The organism is Streptomyces antioxidans (genome assembly GCF_000968685.2).
Taxonomy (GTDB): domain Bacteria; phylum Actinomycetota; class Actinomycetes; order Streptomycetales; family Streptomycetaceae; genus Streptomyces; species Streptomyces antioxidans.
Map to the genome: position 1 here is coordinate 137,892 of NZ_LAKD02000006.1, position 20,837 is coordinate 158,728.

Sequence of the window (20,837 nt, forward strand, 5' to 3'; positions counted from 1 at the left end):
TGTCAGAGCCGGTCGATGTGCACCCGGACCGCGGTGCCGTCGCCGATGACGCCCTCGTGACCGGCGCCCGCGAGCGGGCCGTACGTCAGCCGCTCGGCCAGGGTCTCGGCCATCAGCAGCGCCCCATGGGGCCGGATCCGTGCCGCCACCGCTTCGGGCAGCTCGACGCTGAGCGCGATGCGGTCGGAGACGTCGAGGTTGACCGCGCGGCGTGCCTGCTGCACCACGCGCACCAGGTCGCGCGCCGCGCCCTCGGCCGCCAGCTCCTCGGTCACCTCGACATCGAGCACGACCAGCCCCGCCCCGCCGGGCAGCGCGGCGACGGCGCCCGGTCCATCGGCGGCGAGCCGCAACTCGTACTCCCCGGTGCGCAGTTCCCGCCCCGCGGCCACGACGTTTCCGTCCTCGTCCGTGGTCCAGTCGTCGGTGGCGGCGGCGCGGATGACCTCCTGCACCGCCCCGCCGAGGCGGGGGCCGCACCTGCGGGGGTCGACGGTCAGCCGCATCCGGCCGTGGGCGGAGACATCGGTGGTGAGCTGGACGTCCCTGACATTGAGCTGGTCGCGGAGCAGTCCGGTGTAGGGATCGAGCGCGGGGGCGTCGGGGTCGGCGATGACCAGCCGCGCCAGGGGCAGCCGCAGCCGCAGCCGGTGGCTCTTGCGCTGGCCGAGCGCGGTCGAGGCGACCTCGCGCACCCGGTCCATCACCCGCACCAGCTCCGGGTCGTGCGGCAGTTCCTCCGCCGAGGGCCAGGTGGTCAGGTGCACCGACCGGCCACCGGTGAGCCCGCGCCAGATCCGTTCGGTGATGAGCGGCAGCAGCGGTGCCATCAGCCGGGAGAGCGTTTCGAGCGCGGTGTGCAGGGTGTCCACGGCCGCGCGGTCCCCGGCGGTGAACCGGTCGCGGGAGCAGCGGATGTACCAGTTGGTCAGCACATCGAGGTGGTCCCGCAGCGCGGAGCAGGCGCGCGAGAGGTCGTAGTCGTCCATCGCGCGGGTGGTCAGCTCGACCAGGGCGCGGGTCTTGGCCAGCAGATAGCGGTCGAGCGGATGAGCGGCGTCCGTGCGGACACGGCCCTCGGTGTCGTCCGCGTACAGGGTGAGGAAGTGCCAGGCGTTCCACAGCGGCAGCAGCACCTGGCGCAGGGCCTCCCTGCTCCCGGCCTCGGTGACCTCCAGGTCCCGGGCGCGCAGCAGGGGCGAGCTCATGAGGAACCAGCGCATGGCGTCGGAGCCGTCGCGGGCGAAGACGTCGTTGACATCGAGGTAGTTGTTGCGCGCCTTGGACATGGCCTGTCCGTCGTGGCCGAGCACCACACCGAGGACGGTGCAGTTGGCGAAGGCCGGACGGTCGAACAGCGCGGTCGACATGACGTGCATGTTGTAGAACCAGCCGCGGGTCTGGGCGTAGTACTCGACCACGAAGTCGCCCGGGGAGTGGCGCTCGAACCACTCGGCGTTCTCAAAGGGGTAGTGCACCTGCGCGAACGGCATGGAGCCGGTCTCGAACCAGCAGTCCAGCACCTCGGGCACCCGTCGCATCACCGCGCGGCCCGACGGGTCGTCGGGGTTGGGGCGGGTCAGCCCGTCGACGTACGGACGGTGCAGATCGCCGGGGCGTACGCCGAAGTCGCGCTCGATCTCGTCCAGGGAGCCGTACACATCGACCCGGGGGTGGGCGGGGTCGTCCGACACCCACACCGGGATGGGGGCGCCCCAGTAGCGGTTGCGGGAGATGTTCCAGTCCTTGGCGCCGCGCACCCAGTTGCCGAACTGGCCGTCGCGCACATGCTCGGGGGTCCAGCTGATCCGCTCGTTGAGTTCCAGCATCCGGGCGCGCAGCCGGGTGACGGCGACGAACCAGGTGGCGATGGCGTGTTGCAGCAGCTGGGTGCCGCAGCGCCAGCAGTGCGGCCGGGAGCGGGTGTGCGACCGGTCGTGCAGCAGCGCGCCGCCCGTCTCCAGCAGGCCGAGCACGGTGCCGGTGGACTCCAGCACCGGGGCTCCCGCGCACGGCGGCACCTCGTCGGTGTAGCGGCCGCCGGAGCCGACCGGATAGGTCCGGCCGATGCCCCGCTCGGTGGCGAGGGCGTGGTCCCGCTCGTCGAAACACGGGGTGACGGCCACGGCGCCGGTGCCCTCGCCGGTGTCCACCGAGCGTTCCGCCACCACGACATGGCGGTCGTCGGCGGTGGCGGAGAAGTCGAACAGCGGGGTGTACCGGCGGCCCGCCAGCTCGGCACCGCGGTGCCGGGCGACCACCGGCCCGCCACCGACCAGCCCGGCGTGGGCGTCGAGCCGGTCGGCCGCCACCACCAGGCGCCGCCCGCCGCTGTCCACCACGGCGTACTCGGCCTCGGGGTGCACCGCCACCGCCGTGGCGCCCGGCAGCGCCCAGGGCTGCTCGGACTCCACCAGCAGCAGCTCGCCGCCGTCCAGCGCCACGCCCACCACCACGGTGGTGCCCGGCACCTCGCGGTGGGTGTCGCTGCCGTCGATACGGCCGCTGCTCTCGGCGTTGGCCAGCGGGGTCTCGCAGTGCGCGCAATACCAGGAAACCGAATGGCCCTGATAGATCAGGCCCTTGTCCCACATGGTCTTGAACGCCCACATGACGCTCTCCATGTAGTCGAGGTCATGGGTTTTGACGGATTCGTCGAAGTCGACCCAGCGGGCCTGCCGATTGACGTAGTCGCGCCATTCTCCGGTATAGCGCATCACCGTCGTACGGCACACCTCGTTGAACCGCTCGACGCCCATGCGCTCGATATCGGACTTGGCGGTGATGCCGAGTTGCTTCTCGGCGTCGAGTTCCGCGGGCAGCCCGTGCGAGGTCCAGCCGAAGCGCCGTTCGACCCGGCGCCCGCGCATGGTCTGGTAGCGCGGCACCACGTCCTTCGCGTACCCGGCCAGCAGATGTCCGTAGTGCGGCAGGCCATTGGCGAACGGCGGTCCGTCGTAGAACACGAATTCTTCGGCGTTTTCGGCCTTCCGCGCTTCCACGGTCTCCTGGAAGATGTGGTTCTTCTCCCAGTAGTCCAGGACGTCGAGTTCGACATCGGGGAAGTGCGGTCTCGCGGGTACGCCGTCGGCCCCGGCCATCGGATATGCCATCGCTCAGTAAACCTCGCAGGGTCGGCCCGCAGTGCAGTGAGGGCCGACTCTAACGAGGGGATGGGAAATGCCCGGTAATCGCGGAAACACCGGCGTCCCCGCGCGTGGTGCCGGGCGATTACCCGGCGGTTCCCCGCACCGTCGCCGGGCACAGCCGACGTGGCGCACTGTCCTCGCGGAGCTTGGCGTCCACACAGCCACCGGGCAGGCCCTTGTGGGGTGCGCTGCCGAAGTCGGCGGTGACGGTGAGGGTGCCGTCCCCGAAGACGGTGCGCTGCACGGTGCGGTCGGCGGTCAGCGCCCGGAACCCGGTCAGGGGCTCGGTCCCGGCCGCCTCGTGCAGGGGCGCGAAGTACCGCTGGAGCGCGGCGAGCGGGCGTACGGTCGCCGAGCCCGCGCAGCCGACGGCACACCGCGGGACCGTCCAGCACCGGCATGGCCAGGTCCAGCACGATGGCGTCCGGCGGTTGGGCGGCCACCGCGCTGAGCGCCGCCAGCCCGTCTGCGGCCACCCACACCTCGTACCCCTCCACGGCCAGCCCGTCCACCAGCGCGGCGCGCACCTCCGGGTCGTCGTCCACACCACCAGCACGGCCGCCGTCCGGGGGTCGGTGGGCTTCCCCGGGCCGGACGGGAAGGAGGCGGCGGCAGCGGACATCACGGGCCTTTCGGATGGGCAGAGGTCAGCCCCCACCCTGGCAGAACACGCTCTTAGAACCCTCTTAAGCCACTGCTGCCCGTTAGTCCAACACCCCCGCGCACTTGTCCATGGGCGGCCGCCCCGCCGCCGTCCCAAGGTGGAGCACTGTTCCCACCAGCGAGGGAGGAGCGGCGCGTTGAGTCACACAGAGGAGGGGCGGCCGGAGAAGTGGCGGCCCGGCCGCAGAGCGGTCGTGGTCACCACCACACTGGCCGGAGTCGGAACGGCCATCGGCGCGGGAGGCGCCACCGCGCACGCCCGCGCCACCGCGCACGCCGCCCGCACCGCCGAGCGCACTCTGCGGTCGAAGCGGCTGGAGGTCCGGGTGGACCCGGAGTTCCCGCGGGTCATCACGTACACCGACCGCGAGAGCGGCGCGGTGCTCCACGGGCAGCGGGAGCCGGTCCGTACGGTGCTCATCGACGGCGTCGAACACACCCCCCGCACCACCGCCGTCACCGGCGGCCAGGACCACATCGGCTACACCCTCGCCTTCGACGGGGGTGCTGAGATCGACATCGGCGTCCGGGTCAGCGAATGGCAGGTCCAGTGGCGTGTCACCCGGATCACCGACACCGACGCGCTGCGCGTGGGCACCCTGCGGATCCCCGGACTCGCGTTCCTCTGCGTCCGCGCCGACCAGCCGGGCGCCACCCTGCTGGCCGCGCGGATCGACCTCGACCGGGCCAAGAGCGGTGACACCACCGTCCGGCTGACGGACGACACCCCCACCGACGGCGCCCCCGTCGGCTGCGCCTACGCCGTCGTCAGCACCGACCGGCTCGCCGCCGCCGTCGAGACCAACACGGTCTGGGACCAGCCCTCCCCGACCGCGGGCACCACCTGGGAGAACGGACGGCTGTGGCGGCAGACGGTGCGCGAGGACGGGCAGCTCACCGCCCGGCTCACCTGCGGTGAGTGGACCCACCGGGCCGCCACCGCGCCCATCGGCGCCACCGAGCCGCTGCCCTGGGCCACCGTGGTCCTCACCCGGGACCGCAATGGCGACGGCGTGGTCGACTGGCAGGACGCCGCCATCGCCTTCCGCGACATCATGGTCAATCCGCTCGGCGCCGACGAGCAGCACCTGCGGGTCGTCCCGCACATTCCGTTCAACTTCGCCAGCCAGGCCACCAACCCGTTCCTCGACACCCTCGACAACGTCAAACGCATCGCGCTGGCCACCGATGGACTGCGGCAGTACACCCTGCTCAAGGGCTATCAGTCGGAGGGCCATGACTCCGCCCACCCCGACTACGCGGGCAACTACAACACCCGCGCCGGCGGCCTGGCCGACCTCAACACCCTGCTGCGCTCCGGACGCCGCTGGAACAGCGACTTCGCGGTGCACGTCAACGCCACCGAGTCCTATCCGGTGGCCAACGCCTTCTCCGAGACCCTGGTCGACAAGGACGACGAGCAGTGGGACTGGCTGGACCAGTCCTACCGCATCGACCCCCGCCGCGACCTGGTCTCCGGCGACATCATCCGGCGCTTCCAGGACCTGCGGAACGACACCGACCCGGCCCTCGCCGGTCTCTACCTCGATGTCTTCCGCGAGTCCGGCTGGAACTCCGACCGGCTCCAGCGGGCCCTGCGCGAGCAGGGCTGGCGGGTGGCCACCGAATGGGGCCACGGTCTCGAGCGCTCCTCGCTGTGGTCGCACTGGGCCACCGAGACCGACTACGGCCCGGACAGCTCGCGCGGTATCAACTCCCGGCTGATCCGCTTCATCCGCAACCACCAGAAGGACGTCTTCGCGGACAAGTGGCCCACGCTGCTCGGCATCCCCCGGATGGGCAACTTCGAGGGCTGGACCGGCAAGACCGACTGGACCGCCTTCCACCGGCTCATCTGGACCCACAGCCTGCCCGCCAAGTACCTCCAGGCGTACCCCATCCGCACCTGGGGCGACCACGAGATCACCTTCGAGGGGCCCGGCCGCACCTCCGTCACCGACACCGGCGGCGTCCGCCGCATCACCACCGACGGACGGCTGGTCTACGACGGCGGTGGCTATCTGCTGCCCTGGGAGCCGCGCGAGGCCACCGACCCGGCCAAGCTCTACCACTACAACCCGGCGGGCGGCACCACCCGTTGGCGGCTGCCGCGCGGCTGGTCGGGGCGGCGGTCCGTGGTGCTGTACCGCCTCACCGACCAGGGACGCGCAGAGCCGGTCACCCTGCCGGTGCGCGACGGGCACATCAGCGTCACCGCCGAGCCCGGCGTCCCGTATGTGGTGCTGCGCTCCCCCGCCGCCGCGCAGGCGGCGCCCGGATGGGGCGAGGGCACCCCGCTGTACGACCCCGGTTTCCACTCCGGTTCGCTGCGCGGCTGGCGGACCAGCGGCCCGGCCACCGTGGAGCGCAACGAGCTGGGCGACTACGAACTGGTCATCGGCGGGGGCGCGGCGGCCACCGTCGGCCAGCGCCTCGCCCGGCTGGCCCCCGGCGGCTATGTGGCCTCCGTACAGGTGGAGGTGGGGGCGGAGGCCGGTGAGCGGCGGCGGGCCGCGCTGCGGGTGCACACCGCCGACGGCGTCACCGCGGAGAACTGGGCCGAGACCTCGACCGCCGTCAACCACATGGCCGCCGACCGCAAGCACGGCACCCGCTTCCAGCGGATGTTCACCCACTTCACCGTCCCCGACGGCGGTGGCCCGGTCACCCTCACCCTCGCCGTGGCGGCGGGCCGGGCCCGGGTCCGCTTCGACCGGCTGCGGGTGGTGCGGGCCCGGCGGACGGCGAAGCCCGGCGCGCTGGTGTACGAGGACTTCGAGCGGGTGCCCCAGGGCTGGGGCCCGTTCGTCAAGGGCGACGCGGGCGGGGTGACCGACCCGCGGACCCATATCGCCCAGCGGCACGCCCCGTACACCCAGGCCGGCTGGAACGGCAAGGTGATCGACGATGTGCTCGAGGGCGGCCAGTCGCTGAAGTCACGCGGTGAGAACCCGGGCCTGGTCTACCGCACGGTGCCGCACACCGCGCGCTTCCGCCCCGGGCGGCGCTACCGGGTGACCCTGACCTACGCCAACGAGGCGGCCGGTCAGTACGCATGGGTCAGCGCCGTGGACGGGCCCGGGACGCGGGAGCTGGAGCGCACCCCGCTGCCCGCCGCCACCGGGCGGGCCACCCATGGCTACACCGTCACCGCGCCCGCGGACGGCGAGCTGTGGGTGGGGCTGCGCAAGACCGGCGACAGCGGCACCGCGGAGTTCACGCTCGACTCCTTCACCGTGGAGGAGCTGGACTGACACGGCACAGGGAGCGGGCCGACACCCGCCACCCGGCCCGCTCCCTCCCCCGGTGATGTGTCCCTCCACCCCGCCGCACGGCCCCCTCTCGCCCCCTGGCGAGGGGGCGGTTCCGTGGACGAAGATCGGCGGGTGGGGGACGCAGCCGACCGGAGGGGACCGCGGATGTATCACACCTGGATGCGGTACTTCACACCCAGTCCGGCCCATCACCGGCTCGGCCTGGTGTGTCTGGGTGTCGGCCTCCAGCACGGCGCCCTGCCCGTCGTCGGCCCGCGGGTCCTCGACCACCATGTGGCGGTGGTCATCAGCGCGGGCCGCGGCTGGTTCCGCGGCGCGGACGGCCGCCGCCGTACCGTCACCGCGCCCGCGCTGCTCTGGCTCACCCCCGGTGTCACCCACCACTACGCCCCCGACCCGGACACCGGATGGGACGAGGCGTTCGTGGACTTCGCCGGGTCCGCCACCGCCGCGTACGCCGAGCTGGGCTATATCGACCCGGACCGCCCGGTGGTCGCGCTCACCGACACCGCCACCGCCCGTACGGCCATCGGCCGGATCGTCCGCGCCGCGCGCCAGGGCAATCCGTTCCTGGAGGTCGAGACGGCCGCCGCCGTCCATGAACTCCTCGTCGCCCTGCGCCAGGTGCGCGCCGGGACCGGCTCGGGCGGCCATCCGGTGCTCCAGGCGCTGGCCAGGGACGCCTTCCAGCCGCTGTCGGTGGCCGAGCACGCCGCCCGGCACGGCATGACCCCGGCCGAACTGCGCACCGCGGTACGGCGCGGCGCGGGGTGCAGCCCCAAGGACTACCTCCTCGGGATCCGGCTGGGCCGGGCCAAGGAGCTCCTGGTCGGCACCGAGCTGCCGGTGTCCGCCATCGCCCGCCGCGTCGGCTACGAGGACCCCGCCTACTTCAGCAGGCTGTTCGCCCGCCGCGTGGGCACCGCGCCGGTCCGCTTCCGCGAGCAGCAGTGCCGCTCGGTCCCCGGGGGTTTCACCGACCGGGTCCCCGACCCGGCCCGGCCGCCGACGATCCCGCCCTGCGGCCCGCCGGACGACGCACGGCTCGGCGAGGCACGGCTCAGCGGTGGCTGACGGGGCGGCCCCTGACGCGGCCTACCCCCCATTGGGGGGACGTTGGGCCGCACTCCGACCGACAAAGGGGGACGATGCTTGCGAAGCCGGTCATTTCCGGCCGCTCATCCCCAGCAAGGAGTTCCCATGCGTCTGCGGACCGCCCTGTCCACGCTCGCCCTCACCGCCGCGTCCCTCGCCGTCGGCGCGACCGGTGCCGCGGCGGAGGACAGCCCCGATGTCACCGTCAACAACGCCAGCAGCACCACCTTCCCCGGCGTATGCGCCAGCAACCAGTTCTCCTTCATCACCGTCCCGGTCAATCTGGTGGGCGGGTCGGACTCCGGCGCCTGCTGACCCCCTGCTCCACGAGCCCGTAAGGGCTCCCCCAGCCCGTGAAGGGGCTCCACGAGCCCGTGAGGGGGCTCCACGAGCCCGTGAGGGGGCTCCACGAGCCCGTGAGGGGCGGAACCCCCGGCCGAAGCGGCCGGGGGTTTTCCATGCCGTACGCTGGCTGGTGCAGCTGGTTCGCCCCGTCCGCCAGGCGGGACGCGTCGCAAGAGGGAACCCGGTGGAAATCCGGGACTGCCCCGCAGCGGTGAGCGGGAACGACCGCCGTCATACGCACTGGGCCCGGTGAGAGGGGCCTGGGAAGCGACGGCCAGTAGGTGTCCTCCGAGGAGGGCGCGCCCGTGAGTCCGAAGACCTGCCATCTGCCCGCGTGCGGAGCACCCGTGCGCGGACATCCCGGTGACCTCGAGGGCGGGTCGACGAACAGGTACCAGACGGACGGCCGCGCGCCCGCCGCGCGAGGTCGTGGCGTCCGGTCCGCCACCCTTCGCGCCCTCCTCCCGTCGCCGGGACCTCAGGGATTCATCTCGCGAAGGAGATCTCCGTGACCACCAAGTCCGCAGCCGCGGCAGCACGGGCCACCGTGTACGGCTACCCCCGCCAGGGCCCGAACCGGGAACTGAAGAAGGCGATCGAGGGCTACTGGAAGGGCCGCGTCACCGCCGACGCGCTGAGGTCCACCGCCGCCGAACTGCGCCGCGCCACCTGGCGCCAACTGGCCGGGGCGGGCATCCACGAAGTCCCCACGGGCGACTTCTCGTACTACGACCATGTGCTGGACACCACCGTCATGGTCGGCGCCATCCCCGGCCGCCACCGGGACGCCGTCGCCGCCGACCCGCTCGACGGGTACTTCGCGATGGCGCGGGGCACCCAGGACGTGGCGCCGCTGGAGATGACCAAGTGGTTCGACACCAACTACCACTACCTGGTGCCCGAGCTGGGTCCGGACACGGTGTTCGCGGCCGACTCCGCCAAGCAGGTCGCGGAGCTCAAGGAGGCCGTCGCCCTCGGGCTGACCGCGCGGCCGGTCCTCGTCGGCCCCGTCACCTACCTCTTGCTCGCCAAGCCCGCGCCCGGCGCGCCCGCCGACTTCGAACCGCTCACCCTCCTGGACCGGCTGCTCCCGGTGTACGCCGAGGTCCTGGCCGATCTGCGGGCGGCCGGTGCCGAGTGGGTGCAGCTCGACGAGCCCGCCCTGGTCCAGGACCGCACCCCGGCCGAGCTGAACACTGCCGGGCGCGCCTACCGCGAGCTGGGCGCCTTCACCGACCGCCCGAAGCTGCTGGTCGCCTCGTACTTCGACCGTCTCGGCGAGGCGCTGTCCGTGCTGGCCAAGGCCCCGGTCGAGGGGCTGGCCCTGGACTTCACCGAGGCGGCGGCCGGCAACCTCGAGGACCTGGCCGCCGTCGGCGGGCTGCCCCGCAAGCGGCTGGTCGCCGGGGTCGTCAACGGCCGCAACATCTGGGTCAACGACCTGGAGAAGTCCCTGGCCACGCTCGGCACCCTGCTGGGCCTCGCGGACCGGGTCGATGTGGCCGCCTCCTGCTCGCTGCTGCACGTCCCCCTCGACACCACGGCCGAGCGGGACATCGCACCGCAGATCCTGCGCTGGCTGGCCTTCGCCCGGCAGAAGACCGCGGAGGTCGTCACCCTCGCCAGGGGCCTGGCCCGCGGCACCGGCGCGATCACCGCCGAGCTGGCCGCGAACCGTGCCGACCTCGCATCCCGCGCTGGCTCCCCCATCACCCGCGACCCGGCCGTCCGCGCCCGCGCCACCGCGGTCACCGAGACCGACGCCCGCCGCTCCCAGCCGTACGCCGAGCGCACCACCGCCCAGCGCGCCCACCTCCAGCTGCCGCTGCTGCCGACCACCACCATCGGCTCCTTCCCGCAGACCGGCGAGTTGCGCACCGCCCGCGCCGATCTGCGCGAGGGCCGGATCGACACCGCCGGGTACGAGGAGCGCATCAGGGCCGAGATCCAGGAGGTGATCTCCTTCCAGGAGAAGACCGGTCTGGACGTGCTGGTGCACGGCGAGGCCGAGCGCAACGACATGGTGCAGTACTTCGCCGAACAGCTCACCGGTTATCTGGCCACCCAGCACGGCTGGGTCCAGTCGTACGGCACCCGCTACGTCCGGCCGCCGATCCTGGCCGGAGACATCTCCCGCCCCGAGCCGATGACGGTGCGCTGGACCTCCTACGCCCAGTCCCTCACCGACCGCCCGGTCAAGGGCATGCTCACCGGCCCGGTCACCATGCTCGCCTGGTCCTTCGTCCGCGATGACCAGCCCCGCGGCGACACCGCCCGCCAGGTCGCCCTCGCCCTGCGCGACGAGGTGAACGACCTGGAGGCGGCCGGGACCTCGGTCATCCAGGTGGACGAGCCCGCGCTGCGCGAGACCCTGCCCCTGCGCACCGCCGACCGGCCCGGCTACCTGGCCTGGGCGACCGAGGCCTTCCGGCTCACCACCGGCGGCGTACGCCCCGGCACCCAGATCCACACCCATATGTGCTACGCCGAGTTCGGCGACATCGTCCAGGCGATCGACGACCTCGACGCCGATGTCATCAGCCTGGAGGCCGCCCGCTCCCACATGCAGGTGGCCCGCGAACTCGCCGCCCATGGCTATCCCCGGGAGGCCGGGCCCGGGGTGTACGACATCCACTCGCCGCGGGTGCCCAGCGCGGAGGAGGCGGCCGAACTGCTGCGGACGGGCCTGAAGGCCATCCCCGCCGAGCGGCTGTGGGTCAACCCCGACTGCGGTCTGAAGACCCGCGGCTGGCCGGAGACCCGCGCCTCACTGGGCCACCTGGTCACCGCGGCCCGCACGGTCCGTGGTGAGCTGCCCGCGTCCTGACCCGGAAGGGCGGCCGGGGCCGGTGACGCGCAGCAGGTCCAGCTTGCCCGCGTCGCTGCTCCCGGTCGCCGCCGTGTAGGTGACCATGCGCAGATCCGCACCGGGGACGATGAGCACATCGCAGTCGAGGAGGATGTCGCCGATCTCCGGATGCCGGATCGTCTTGCGGTCGGAGGTGTGCTGGGCGGCGGTCGTCCGGGTCGCCCAGTGCCGGGCGAAGGCCTCGGACTCCGCACGCAGCTCCCGCACCAGACGGGCGAGCCGGGTGTCGGCGGGGTAGCGGGAGACGGCGTCCTTGAGGTCGGCCACGATCGAGGTTTCGAAGGTGTCCGGTCCGCGCTCGGAGTGGACGCGGAGCGCCGGGGCGTGGGCGGCGCCGGTGCCGAACAGGGCACGGGCCAGGTTGCGTTCGGCGGCCGGGAGGACGGCGGGATCGCCGTGCAGGGCGCTCCACAGGGCGTTCCACCACACCAGGGTCCAGTCGGCGGTGAACACCCCGATCGGGACGTCGCCCAGGCGCGCCGCGAGCCGTGGGATGCCCGGGGGCACGTGGGAGCTGACGGTCCCGTCCCTCGGCGGCAGCAGCCCGGCGCTCAGGTACAGCTGGTCGCGTTCGGCGCGGGACAGCTGGAGGGCACGACCGCGGCACCGACCGGCTCCTATGTCGACCGCGCCCGGGTGGCGCGGTCCTCGGAGGAGTCCTACGACCCGCGGCGCGAGCGCGAACTGTGGGACGCCGTCGAGCGGTTCACCGTGGCACCCGTGGCCTGACCGGTTTGACGCGGCCTCTCGGCGGCCGGGTGGTCAGCCGGTCAGAGTGGGGTAGTCGATGTATCCCTTGTCGGAGCCGCCGTAGTAGGTCCTCTGGTCGGGGGTGTTGTACGGGCCGCCCGCTCGCAGACGGGCGGGCAGGTCGGGGTTGGCGAGGAACAGTGCGCCGAAGGAGATCATGTCGGCCGTGCCGTCCTCGATGAGGGCCAGCTCATCGGCGCTGGTGAATCCCTCCGTCGCGGGGTTGAGGATGAAGGTGCCGGAGAACTCCTTGCGGAGGATGCCGGTCAGGTCGCGCGAGTCCTCCACGACGTGCAGATGGGCCAGGCCGATCTCGCTCAGCCTGCGGGTGAGGTGGACGTAGGTGGGCTCGGGGTCGGGCTCCTCCACGCCGTTGTAGCCCGTTCCCGGCGAGATCCGTATCCCGGTGCGCCGGGCGCCGATGGCCTCGGACACCGCCGCGGCCACCTCCGCGGCGAACCGGACCCGGGCTTCCACCGAGCCGCCCCACTCATCGGTGCGCCGGTTGGAGTTGGGGGCCAGGAACTGGTGGAGCAAGTAGCCGTAGGCGGCGTGCAGTTCGACCCCGTCGAACCCCGCCTCGATGGCGTTGCGCGCCGCCTGGGCGAAGTCGGCGATCGTCTCCCGCACGTCCTGGGAGGTCAGTTCGCGTGGGGTGGTGAAGTCCTTCATCCCTCGGAAGGTGAACAGCTGGCCGGGCGCGGCGATCGCCGAGGGGGCCACCTGTATCAGTCCGTCGGGCAGGAGGTCGGGATCGCCGACCCTGCCGACGTGCGAGATCTGGGCGAAGATCGTGCCGCCCTCGGCGTGCACGGCGTCGGTGACGCGGCGCCAGGCGTCGATCTGCTGGGGAGTGTGCAGGCCCGGGGTGCTGGGGAAGCCCTGGCCGACGACCGACGGCTGGGACCCCTCCGTGATGATCAGCCCGGCCGTGGCCCGCTGCGCGTAGTACGTGGCCATCGAGTCGGTGGCCGTGTTGCCGGGCCCGAAGGCGCGGGCGCGCCCCATTCCGGGCATGACCAGGCGGTTGCGCAGGCGCAGCCCGGCCAGGTCGATCGGATCGAAGGGTGTGGACACAACGGCTCCCGGGGGGTCGGAGGGCATGCTGATGGACGGGCTGAGTTCATTGGGCGACCAACGAACTGACCGGGAGCCACCGTAGTCCATTCATTGGTTGACCAATGGTTGGCCGGCCACGATAGCCTTGGCGTCATGACCACACAGCTCCCGCACACCGGCGCGGCGGAGGTCGGGCCCACCGGCGCGGCGGAGGCCGGATACGGCGGCCGCGTCAGCCAGACCCTGGCGCGGGTGTCCCGTCTGCACCGCCTCGCCGGGGGCAGGCTGCTGCGTCCCACCGGCCTCTGCTCCGGCCAGGAATTCCTGATGATGACCCTGTGGGACGCGGGGTCGGTCCGGCAGTCGGAGCTGGCGAGGGCGCTCGACCTGGACCCGTCGACCGTGACCCTGATGCTGCGGCGGCTGGAGCAGGGCGGGCATGTCGTCCGCGCCCGCGATCCGCATGACCGGCGCGTCATGCTCGTCCGGGCCTCGGAGGAGAGCTACACCCTGCGGCCCAAGGTCGCGGAGGCCTGGGCGCGGCTGGAAGGACACATCCTGGACGGGCTCGACGACGGGGAGCGCGAGGCCTTCGCCAGGATCCTCATGAAGGTCGAGAAGAACCTCGCCGCGGAAGAAGCGGAAACAGGCGAAGAGGCCGAAGAGGGCGCAGGCCCCGGGAACCCCGGGCTGCCCTAGGTCAGGCGGTGCGTGTCCACGAGCCCAGCACCATCAGCGTCTTGGTGCCGGTGACCTGGCCGACCCGGCGCAGACCGTCGATGACCTGCTGCAGATGCTCGATGTCCCGCACCCGGACGTGGACGAGTGCGTCGGGGTCACCGGCGATGGTGAAGACGGCCTGCACCTCGGGGACCGTGTAGCAGGTGCGGACGATCTCCCCGACGGGTGTCGTCCCCGTGTAGGACAGCTCCACGAACGCCTCGATGCCCCAGCCGAGCTTGGTGTGGTCGATCTGCACCGTGAAGCCCTTGATCACCCCGGTGTCCTTGAGCCGGTCCACCCGGCGCTTGACCGCGGCCACCGACAGCCCCACCTCGGGCGCCATCTCGGAGAAGGTGCACCGGCCGTCCTCGCGCAGCATGCGCAGCAACTGCCGGTCCACATCGTCGAATTCGGGCATCGGTCCTCCGCTCCGCGCCATGCGCGCCCGCGCAACCCGCTCGGTGCGCGCAAACTCTTTTAGTCGACCTCGCGAATTTCTCCGGTAGTTTGCGTCTTCTTCCGGATCGGTCGCAAGTTACTTGTGCTCCCCGGGAGGGTGTTGCTGTCCTTGAGCCGACCCCCGTTACGCCGAGGAGGCTCACGTGAGCACCGACCCCGCCGCGGTTTCGCCCGATGCCCCCTACACGGCCCGCAGCGGGCGGGTACTGATCTCCGGCATCCAGGCCCTGGTCCGGCTCACCCTCGAACAGCGCCGGATGGACGAGGCGCACGGTCTGGACACCCGTGCGTTCGTCTCCGGCTATCCGGGGTCACCGCTGGGCGGGGTCGATCTGGAGCTGGACCGGGCCCGTCGCCTCCTCGACCCCGCCGGTGTGGTGTTCCGGCCGGGGCTCAACGAGGAGCTGGCCGCCACCGCCGTGGCCGGAACGCAGCTGCTGGGGCAGGTGCCCGGACGCCGCCACGAGGCGGTGACCGGGTTCTGGTACGGCAAGAACCCCGGCCTTGACCGCGCGGCCGACGCGATGCGACACGGGACGGTGGCCGGTACGGCGGCGCGGGGCGGCGCAGTGGCCTGGATCGGCGACGACCCCGGCAGCAAATCCTCGACCGTGCCCAGCTCCTGCGAGCCGATGTGCCAGAGCCTGGCCATGCCCCTGCTCGCGCCCGGCTCCGTGCCCGAGATCCTCGAATTCGGACTGCACGCCGTGGCCCTGTCCCGCGCCACCGGCCTCTGGACCGGGCTGAAGATCGTCGCGGATATCGCGGACGCCTCGGCGGTCGTCGACCTCGACGCGCTCCGGCCCGATATCCCCGCCCCGCCCGCCGCTCCGCGCGGTGCGCCGCCCACCCTCGTGGGCCCCGCGTCCCTGGACGCCGAACACGACATGCTCACCCGCCGGCTGGACCTGGCGCGCGCCTACGCCCGTGCGGCCGGACTGAACCGCGTCACCTCCAGCGCCGCGCACGCCACCCTGGGCGTGGTGGCCTCCGGCACCTCCTACGCCGTGGTGCGGCGCGCCCTGGCCGACCTCGGGATCGGCGAGGCGGACATGGAGGCCCTGGGGGTGCGGCTGATCCGGCTGGCGATGCCGTTCCCGCTCTGCGACGAGGACCTGGTGGCCATGACCGGCGATCTGGACCAGGTCCTGGTCGTCGAGGACAAGGTGCCCTTCCTCGAACGGCACCTCAAGGCCGCCCTGTACGGCAGCGCCGACGCACCCGTGGTGGTCGGCCGCCACGGCGAGAACGGCCGGCCGCTGCTCACCGCCCACGGCACCCTCGGGGCCGAGGACGTGGCCAGGGCCCTGGCCCAGCGCATCGGCCAGGACCGGCTGCCGCGGACCGCGACCGCCCGGCTGGCCTCGCTGGCACCGCCGCCCGCGCCCCGGATCGCGCTGCCCACCGTGTCGGAGCGCACGCCCTACTTCTGCTCCGGCTGTCCGCACAACACCTCCACCCGCACCGCAGATGACACCCTCGTCGGCGCGGGCATCGGCTGCCACGCCATGATCGCCCTCGATGGCGCGGGCCGCGGCCACCAGATCGGGCTGACCCAGATGGGCGGCGAAGGCGCCCAGTGGATCGGGCTGGCCCCGTTCACCGACGACCGGCACTTCGTGCAGAACCTCGGCGACGGCACCTTCCACCACTCCGGCTCGCTCGCCATCCGCGCGGCGGTGGCCGCGGGCGTGACCATGACGTACAAGCTCCTCTACAACGACGCCGTGGCGATGACGGGCGGTCAGCGGCCCGAGGGGCGACTGGACGTCCCGGCGCTGACCCGCTGGCTCGCCCTGGAGGGCGTGCGGAAGGTCGTGGTGACCACCGCGGCACCGGCCGACTACCGCGGCGTACGCCTCGACCCGATCGCCACGGTGCGCCACCGGGACGATCTGCCCGGGGCCGAGGAGGAGCTGGCCGCCACCGACGGCGTGACCGTGCTCATCCATGACGACCGCTGCGCCGCGGAGGAGCGCCGTCTGCGCAAGCGCGGTCAGCTGCCCACCCCCGCCGAGAAGGTGGTCATCAACGAGCGGGTCTGCGAGGGCTGCGGCGACTGCGGGGACGTGTCCACGTGTCTTTCGGTGCAGCCCGTGGACACCGCCTTCGGCCGCAAGACCCGGATCCACCAGGCGTCCTGCAACTCCGACTTCAGCTGCCTGAAGGGCGACTGCCCCTCCTTCCTCCTCGTCGAACCGAAGACGGCGAAGACCACCAAAGCGCCGAAGACCACCCGGGCGAAGGCGACGTCCGTGCCCCGGCCGCCCGTGGCCCTGACCGCGCCCACCCCGGCGGTGACCGGGGACAGCACACTGCTGCGGATGCCCGGCATCGGCGGCACCGGGGTGGTGACCGTCTCCCAGATCCTCCAGCGGGCCGCCCAGCTCGACGGCCGCTACGCGGCGGGGCTCGAGCAGACGGGGCTGGCCCAGAAGGGCGGGCCGGTCGTCAGTGACGTACGGATCTCGGCCACTCCGGTCACCGGCGCCGTGCGCGCCTCCCGGGCGATGGCCGACGTGCTCATCGGCTTCGATCTGCTCGGTGCGGCGGCCGACACCAATCTGCGCATCGCCCGCCCCGGCCACACCATCGCCGTCGTCAACTCCGCCATCGTCCCCACGGCGGCCATGGTGACCAACCGGGTCGTCGTGCCCGGCTCCCCGGACGACGCCCTGGAGCGGATCGAGTCGGCCACCCGGCCCGGGGACAATCTCTACCTCGACGCGCAGAGCATGGCCGAGGCGCTGTTCGGCGATCACATGCCGACCAATGTGCTCCTGGTCGGAGCCGCCTTCCAGCGCGGCTGCATCCCGCTGACGGAGGACGCCATCGAGGGCGCGATCCGGCTGGGCGCCGCCGCGGAGAAGAACCTGGCGGCCTTCCGCTGGGGGCGCGCCGCCGCCCTCGACCCCGAGGCCGTACGGCGTGCCCTGGCCACACCGGAGCGGCCGGTCCTGGAGGTCACACCGGAGGCGCACACCATCGCGGCCACCGCCGCCCGGCCCGGAACGCTCCAGGACGCCATCGCCCTGCGCGCCGCCGACCTGATCTCCTATCAGGACCGGGCCTACGCCGAGCGGTACGCCGCCGAGGTGGAGCGGGTCGCCGCGCTGGCCCGGCGGCGGGCCGGTGACGAGGCGGGCGGGCGCATCGCCGCCGCCTACGCCGAGGGGCTGCACAAGCTCATGGCGTACAAGGACGAGTACGAGGTGGCGCGGCTGCATCTGGACACCGTGGAACGGGCCAGGGTCGCGGACGAGTTCGGTCCCGACGCCACCGTCTCCGTGCTGCTGCACCCTCCGGCGCTGCGCGCGCTGGGCATGAAGCGCAAGATCCGGCTCCGCCGCACGGCGCCCGCGCTCTTCTCGCTGCTGCGCGCCCTGCGGCGGCTCCGGGGCACCCGCCTTGACCTCTTCGGATACGCCGAGGTGCGCCGCCAGGAGCGGGCGCTGATCGAGGAGTACCCGCGCCTGGTCCACGCCGCCCTCGCCCGTCTGACGCCCGGCAACGCCACCGCCGTGGAGGACCTGGTGCGGCTCGTCGAGGCCGTCCGCGGCTACGAGGACATCAAGCTGGCCCGGGTCGAGGAGTTCCGTGCCACGGCCCGCGGGGCCCTGGATGATCTGACCGCAACCGCCGACGCTGCCGCGGCCGTCTCCGTCTGACCCCGGCTCAGCACCCGTCCTCGCCCGCCCGCACCACAGGAGCGCCCCTCATGCCCGTCGACCGCATGCTTCCCACCCGTGAGGCCGAGGACCTGCTCGACCTCGTCCGCGAGATCGCCGACAAGGAGCTGGCCCTCCGCGTCGAGGAGCACGAACGCGCCGAGACCTACCCCGAGGGGCTGTTCCGCCTGCTGGGCGACGCCGGGCTGCTGGGCCTGCCCTACCCGGAGGAGTTCGGCGGGGGCGGCCAGCCCTATGAGGTCTACCTCCAGGTCCTGGAGGAGCTGGCCGCGCGCTGGGCCGCCGTCGCCATCGCCACCAGCGTCCACACCCTCGCCGCCTTCCCCCTGCTCACCTTCGGCGCCACCGAGCAGCGCGAGCGCTGGGCGGAGGACATCCTCGGCGGCCGGCTCATCGGCGGGTACAGCCTGTCCGAACCCCAGGCCGGGTCCGACGCGGTGGCCCTGACCTGCCGTGCCGAGAAGACCCCCGACGGTTACCTGATCAACGGCGCCAAGGCGTGGATCACCCACGGCGGCAAGGCGGACTTCTACGCCCTGTTCGCCCGCACCGGCCCCGGCAGCAACGGCATCTCCTGCTTCTTCGCGCCCGGCCACACCGACGGCCTCAGCTTCGGGCGGCCCGAGGAGAAGATGGGCCTGCACGCCATCCCCACCACCTCCGCCTTCTGGGACGACGCCCTGCTCGCCGCCGACCGGCTGATCGGCGGCGAGGGAAAGGGGCTCCACATCGCCTTCAGCGCACTGGACTCCGGCCGTCTGGGCATCGCCGCCTGCGCCACCGGGCTCGCCCAGGCCGCCCTGGACGCCGCGGTCGGCTACGCCCATGAACGCACCGCCTTCGGCCGGAGGATCATCGACCATCAGGGGCTCGGCTTCCTGCTGGCCGACATGGCCGCGGCGGTCGACTCCGCGCGCGCCACCTATCTGGACGCGGCCCGCCGCCGCGACCACGGGCGCCCGTACACCCGTCAGGCCAGCGTGGCCAAGCTGACGGCGACCGACGCCGCCATGAAGGTGACCACGGACGCCGTCCAGGTCTTCGGCGGCTACGGCTACACCCGCGACTTCCCCGTGGAGCGCTATATGCGCGAGGCGAAGATCATGCAGATCTTCGAGGGCACCAACCAGATCCAGCGGCTCATCATCAGCCGCCAACTCGCCCCCTGACCGGCCCCGTGACGGAATGTCGCACCCGGACACACCGGGCGGACCGGGTCATGATGACCACCATGACATCGGTACGTGGAACGCGCGGGGCGCGAGCGCATCAGCCGGGATCGGGCCGTACGGCGGCGGTGGCGGCGGTGCTGACCGCTGTGACCGTGGCCGGTTGCGGAGGGCCGCCGGACACGGCCGACGGGGTGCCCCCGCACCGGGGGAACCCGTCGGAGTCCCGTTCCGCACAGCCCTCGGACAGCCCCTCCGGCGGGCTCAGCGCCTCGGCGGCGCCCTCGGCGTCGGCGGCGGCGGACGGGGGTGACATCGCCGACTGCGCGGACGGCGACTGCGCGATCGCGGTGTCCCAGCGGGTGACGGTCCCCTTCGAGGGCCCGGCCGGTCCGGCGACGCTGACCGTGGACGAGCTCGGCCCCAACAAGGTCACGTACACGGTGACGTCGGGCGGCAACCGCTCCCGGGGTGGGGCGAGCGGCCCCGGCCAGGGGTGCGTGACCGTGCTGCGCGACCGCGGCAGCAGCAATGTGTGCGGCAGGGTGAGCACCATGCAGCCGTCCGCCCAGCCCGGCGCCGTGGTGATCCTGATGGCCGCCGGGGAGGACGGCACGGCGGCCCTGCGGATCGTGTCCGGGTGACCTGCCCCGGCGGTCACCCGCTCGGTGGTCAGCCCTGCGCGGGCGGGCTTCCGGGGGAACGGGAGTGGCGGATGCCCGCCTCGTAGGTCTCCTTGAGGTGGTGGAGGGTGTCGTCGAAGTGACGCGCCGCGTAGCTGGCGTAGAGGATGTCGATCAGCAGCAGCTGGCCCCACTTCGAGGTGACGGACTCCCCGTACAGCCCCTCCCCCGCGACGTTGGAGGTGAACAGCGGCACATCGCTGAGCTCCGCCAGCGGGCTGTCCTGGACGGAGGTGATGCCGATGGAGGTGGCGCCGGTCTGCCGGGCGAGCCGCATGGCGTCCACGATGGCGGTGGACTTGCCCGAGTCGCTGATGCCGATGAGCACATCCCGTGGCGTCAGGATGGTGGCCAGCATGACCTGCACGCTCTGGTCCCGGTAGAGCAGGCACTTCTTACCCGCGCGGGTGAACCGCATGACCCCCTCCTCCGCGGCGATGCTGGAGGAGCCCATGCAGCAGAACACCACCGCGTCCGCCGCGTGCAGCAGATCGACGGCCCGGCTGATGGCGTCGCCGCTGACCTGCTTGGCGGTCTGGGTCAGCGTCTGGCGGCTGCTGCGCTCGATCTTGCCCACGATGGCGGGGGGTTCGTCGCCGCGGAGGATGCCCTCGTAGACGAACTCCTCGTCCCGGTCGGCGGCGGCCGACCGGGTGGCGAAGGTGGCCTCGGCGAGGCTGAGGCGGAGCGAGTGATAGCTGTCCATGCCCAGCTCGCGGACGAACCGGGACACCGTCGACTCGGCCACGCCGCACGCCGAGGCCAGCTGGGAGATGGTCATCGACTGCGCCTGCCGGGGGTGGGCCAGAAGGTACTCGCCGATCTGGCGCAGTGCGCCCGGTAGGTAGGGCAGCTTGCTGGTGATGAGGTGCAGCACCTTGCCGGCCTCATCCGCCGGGACAGCCATGA

At 72.6% G+C, this 20,837-nt stretch carries 14 protein-coding genes, 2 pseudogenes and 1 riboswitch; of the genes and pseudogenes, 9 read left to right on the forward strand and 7 right to left on the reverse strand.

Going from position 1 to position 20,837, the window contains the following annotated elements:
* Positions 1-2: 2 nt before the first annotated feature.
* The 3 genes and pseudogenes from ileS to VT50_RS41275 all read right to left on the reverse strand — a co-directional run.
* Positions 3-3,113, reverse strand: coding sequence for an isoleucine--tRNA ligase (gene ileS, locus VT50_RS05540; protein WP_046088720.1), 3,111 nt, complete (start codon positions 3,111-3,113; stop codon positions 3-5).
* Between the two features lie 118 nt (positions 3,114-3,231).
* Positions 3,232-3,486 (reverse strand): annotated as a pseudogene (locus VT50_RS05545) (glycoside hydrolase); the annotation flags it as partial.
* 61 nt (positions 3,487-3,547) lie between these two features.
* Positions 3,548-3,694, reverse strand: a pseudogene (locus tag VT50_RS41275) (response regulator); the annotation flags it as partial.
* A gap of 255 nt (positions 3,695-3,949) precedes the next feature.
* On the opposite strand from VT50_RS41275, the gene VT50_RS05555 reads away from it, so the two are divergent.
* The 4 genes from VT50_RS05555 to metE all read left to right on the forward strand — a co-directional run bounded on the left by VT50_RS05555 (position 3,950) and on the right by metE (position 11,354).
* On the forward strand, positions 3,950-7,066 hold the full coding sequence (locus tag VT50_RS05555) for an endo-alpha-N-acetylgalactosaminidase family protein (RefSeq protein WP_046088722.1): 3,117 nt from the start codon (positions 3,950-3,952) through the stop codon (positions 7,064-7,066).
* Between the two features lie 165 nt (positions 7,067-7,231).
* Entirely contained in the window at positions 7,232-8,161 is a 930-nt protein-coding gene (locus VT50_RS05560; RefSeq protein ID WP_046088723.1) for a helix-turn-helix domain-containing protein, read from the forward strand.
* 126 nt (positions 8,162-8,287) lie between these two features.
* On the forward strand, positions 8,288-8,497 hold the full coding sequence (locus tag VT50_RS05565) for a hypothetical protein (protein ID WP_046088724.1): 210 nt from the start codon (positions 8,288-8,290) through the stop codon (positions 8,495-8,497).
* 150 nt (positions 8,498-8,647) lie between these two features.
* Positions 8,648-8,868, forward strand: a riboswitch (cobalamin riboswitch).
* 167 nt (positions 8,869-9,035) lie between these two features.
* Positions 9,036-11,354 (forward strand): 5-methyltetrahydropteroyltriglutamate--homocysteine S-methyltransferase, encoded by a 2,319-nt coding sequence (gene metE / locus VT50_RS05570; RefSeq protein WP_046088725.1) that lies wholly within the window; start codon positions 9,036-9,038, stop codon positions 11,352-11,354.
* Here metE and VT50_RS05575 read toward each other — a convergent pair.
* Entirely contained in the window at positions 11,295-11,903 is a 609-nt protein-coding gene (locus VT50_RS05575; RefSeq protein WP_075200475.1) for an MmyB family transcriptional regulator, read from the reverse strand. The two genes, metE and VT50_RS05575, sit on opposite strands and share 60 nt — an antisense overlap.
* Between VT50_RS05575 and VT50_RS40240 the strand changes: the two genes are divergently transcribed.
* Positions 11,904-12,125, forward strand: a complete 222-nt coding sequence (locus VT50_RS40240) for a hypothetical protein (RefSeq protein WP_046088726.1) — start codon at positions 11,904-11,906, stop codon at positions 12,123-12,125. It begins immediately after the preceding gene.
* A 33-nt stretch (positions 12,126-12,158) separates the two neighbouring features.
* Here the strand turns inward: VT50_RS40240 and VT50_RS05585 are convergent, their stop codons facing one another.
* Entirely contained in the window at positions 12,159-13,223 is a 1,065-nt protein-coding gene (locus VT50_RS05585) for an alkene reductase (protein ID WP_046088727.1), read from the reverse strand.
* Between the two features lie 135 nt (positions 13,224-13,358).
* Between VT50_RS05585 and VT50_RS05590 the strand changes: the two genes are divergently transcribed.
* Entirely contained in the window at positions 13,359-13,904 is a 546-nt protein-coding gene (locus VT50_RS05590; RefSeq protein WP_046088728.1) for a MarR family winged helix-turn-helix transcriptional regulator, read from the forward strand.
* A 1-nt stretch (position 13,905) separates the two neighbouring features.
* On the opposite strand, the gene VT50_RS05595 is transcribed toward VT50_RS05590, so the two are convergent.
* Positions 13,906-14,346, reverse strand: a complete 441-nt coding sequence (locus VT50_RS05595; RefSeq protein WP_046088729.1) for an Lrp/AsnC family transcriptional regulator — start codon at positions 14,344-14,346, stop codon at positions 13,906-13,908.
* 184 nt (positions 14,347-14,530) lie between these two features.
* On the opposite strand from VT50_RS05595, the gene VT50_RS05600 reads away from it, so the two are divergent.
* From VT50_RS05600 to VT50_RS05610, 3 genes are all read left to right on the forward strand, one after another.
* Complete coding sequence (locus VT50_RS05600) at positions 14,531-18,055, forward strand: indolepyruvate ferredoxin oxidoreductase family protein (protein WP_046088730.1); 3,525 nt, start codon at positions 14,531-14,533, stop codon at positions 18,053-18,055.
* Between the two features lie 50 nt (positions 18,056-18,105).
* On the forward strand, positions 18,106-19,245 hold the full coding sequence (locus VT50_RS05605) for an acyl-CoA dehydrogenase family protein (protein ID WP_046088731.1): 1,140 nt from the start codon (positions 18,106-18,108) through the stop codon (positions 19,243-19,245).
* Positions 19,246-19,307: 62 nt separating this feature from the next.
* On the forward strand, positions 19,308-19,889 hold the full coding sequence (locus VT50_RS05610; protein WP_046088764.1) for a hypothetical protein: 582 nt from the start codon (positions 19,308-19,310) through the stop codon (positions 19,887-19,889).
* A 28-nt stretch (positions 19,890-19,917) separates the two neighbouring features.
* Here VT50_RS05610 and VT50_RS05615 read toward each other — a convergent pair whose 3' ends face one another.
* On the reverse strand, positions 19,918-20,835 hold the full coding sequence (locus tag VT50_RS05615) for a MurR/RpiR family transcriptional regulator (protein ID WP_046088732.1): 918 nt from the start codon (positions 20,833-20,835) through the stop codon (positions 19,918-19,920).
* Positions 20,836-20,837: the final 2 nt, after the last annotated feature.

What these genes read in the sequence shown, in the direction of transcription:
- VT50_RS05615 (WP_046088732.1), bottom strand. Translation starts at nt 20,835, where the DNA reads ATGGCTGTCCCGGCGGATGAGGCCGGCAAGGTGCTGCACCTCATCACC.
- VT50_RS05560 (WP_046088723.1), top strand. Translation starts at nt 7,232, where the DNA reads ATGTATCACACCTGGATGCGGTACTTCACACCCAGTCCGGCCCATCAC.
- ileS (WP_046088720.1), bottom strand. Translation starts at nt 3,113, where the DNA reads ATGGCATATCCGATGGCCGGGGCCGACGGCGTACCCGCGAGACCGCAC.
- VT50_RS05590 (WP_046088728.1), top strand. Translation starts at nt 13,359, where the DNA reads ATGACCACACAGCTCCCGCACACCGGCGCGGCGGAGGTCGGGCCCACC.
- VT50_RS05610 (WP_046088764.1), top strand. Translation starts at nt 19,308, where the DNA reads ATGACATCGGTACGTGGAACGCGCGGGGCGCGAGCGCATCAGCCGGGA.
- VT50_RS05565 (WP_046088724.1), top strand. Translation starts at nt 8,288, where the DNA reads ATGCGTCTGCGGACCGCCCTGTCCACGCTCGCCCTCACCGCCGCGTCC.
- VT50_RS05595 (WP_046088729.1), bottom strand. Translation starts at nt 14,346, where the DNA reads ATGCCCGAATTCGACGATGTGGACCGGCAGTTGCTGCGCATGCTGCGC.
- VT50_RS05605 (WP_046088731.1), top strand. Translation starts at nt 18,106, where the DNA reads ATGCCCGTCGACCGCATGCTTCCCACCCGTGAGGCCGAGGACCTGCTC.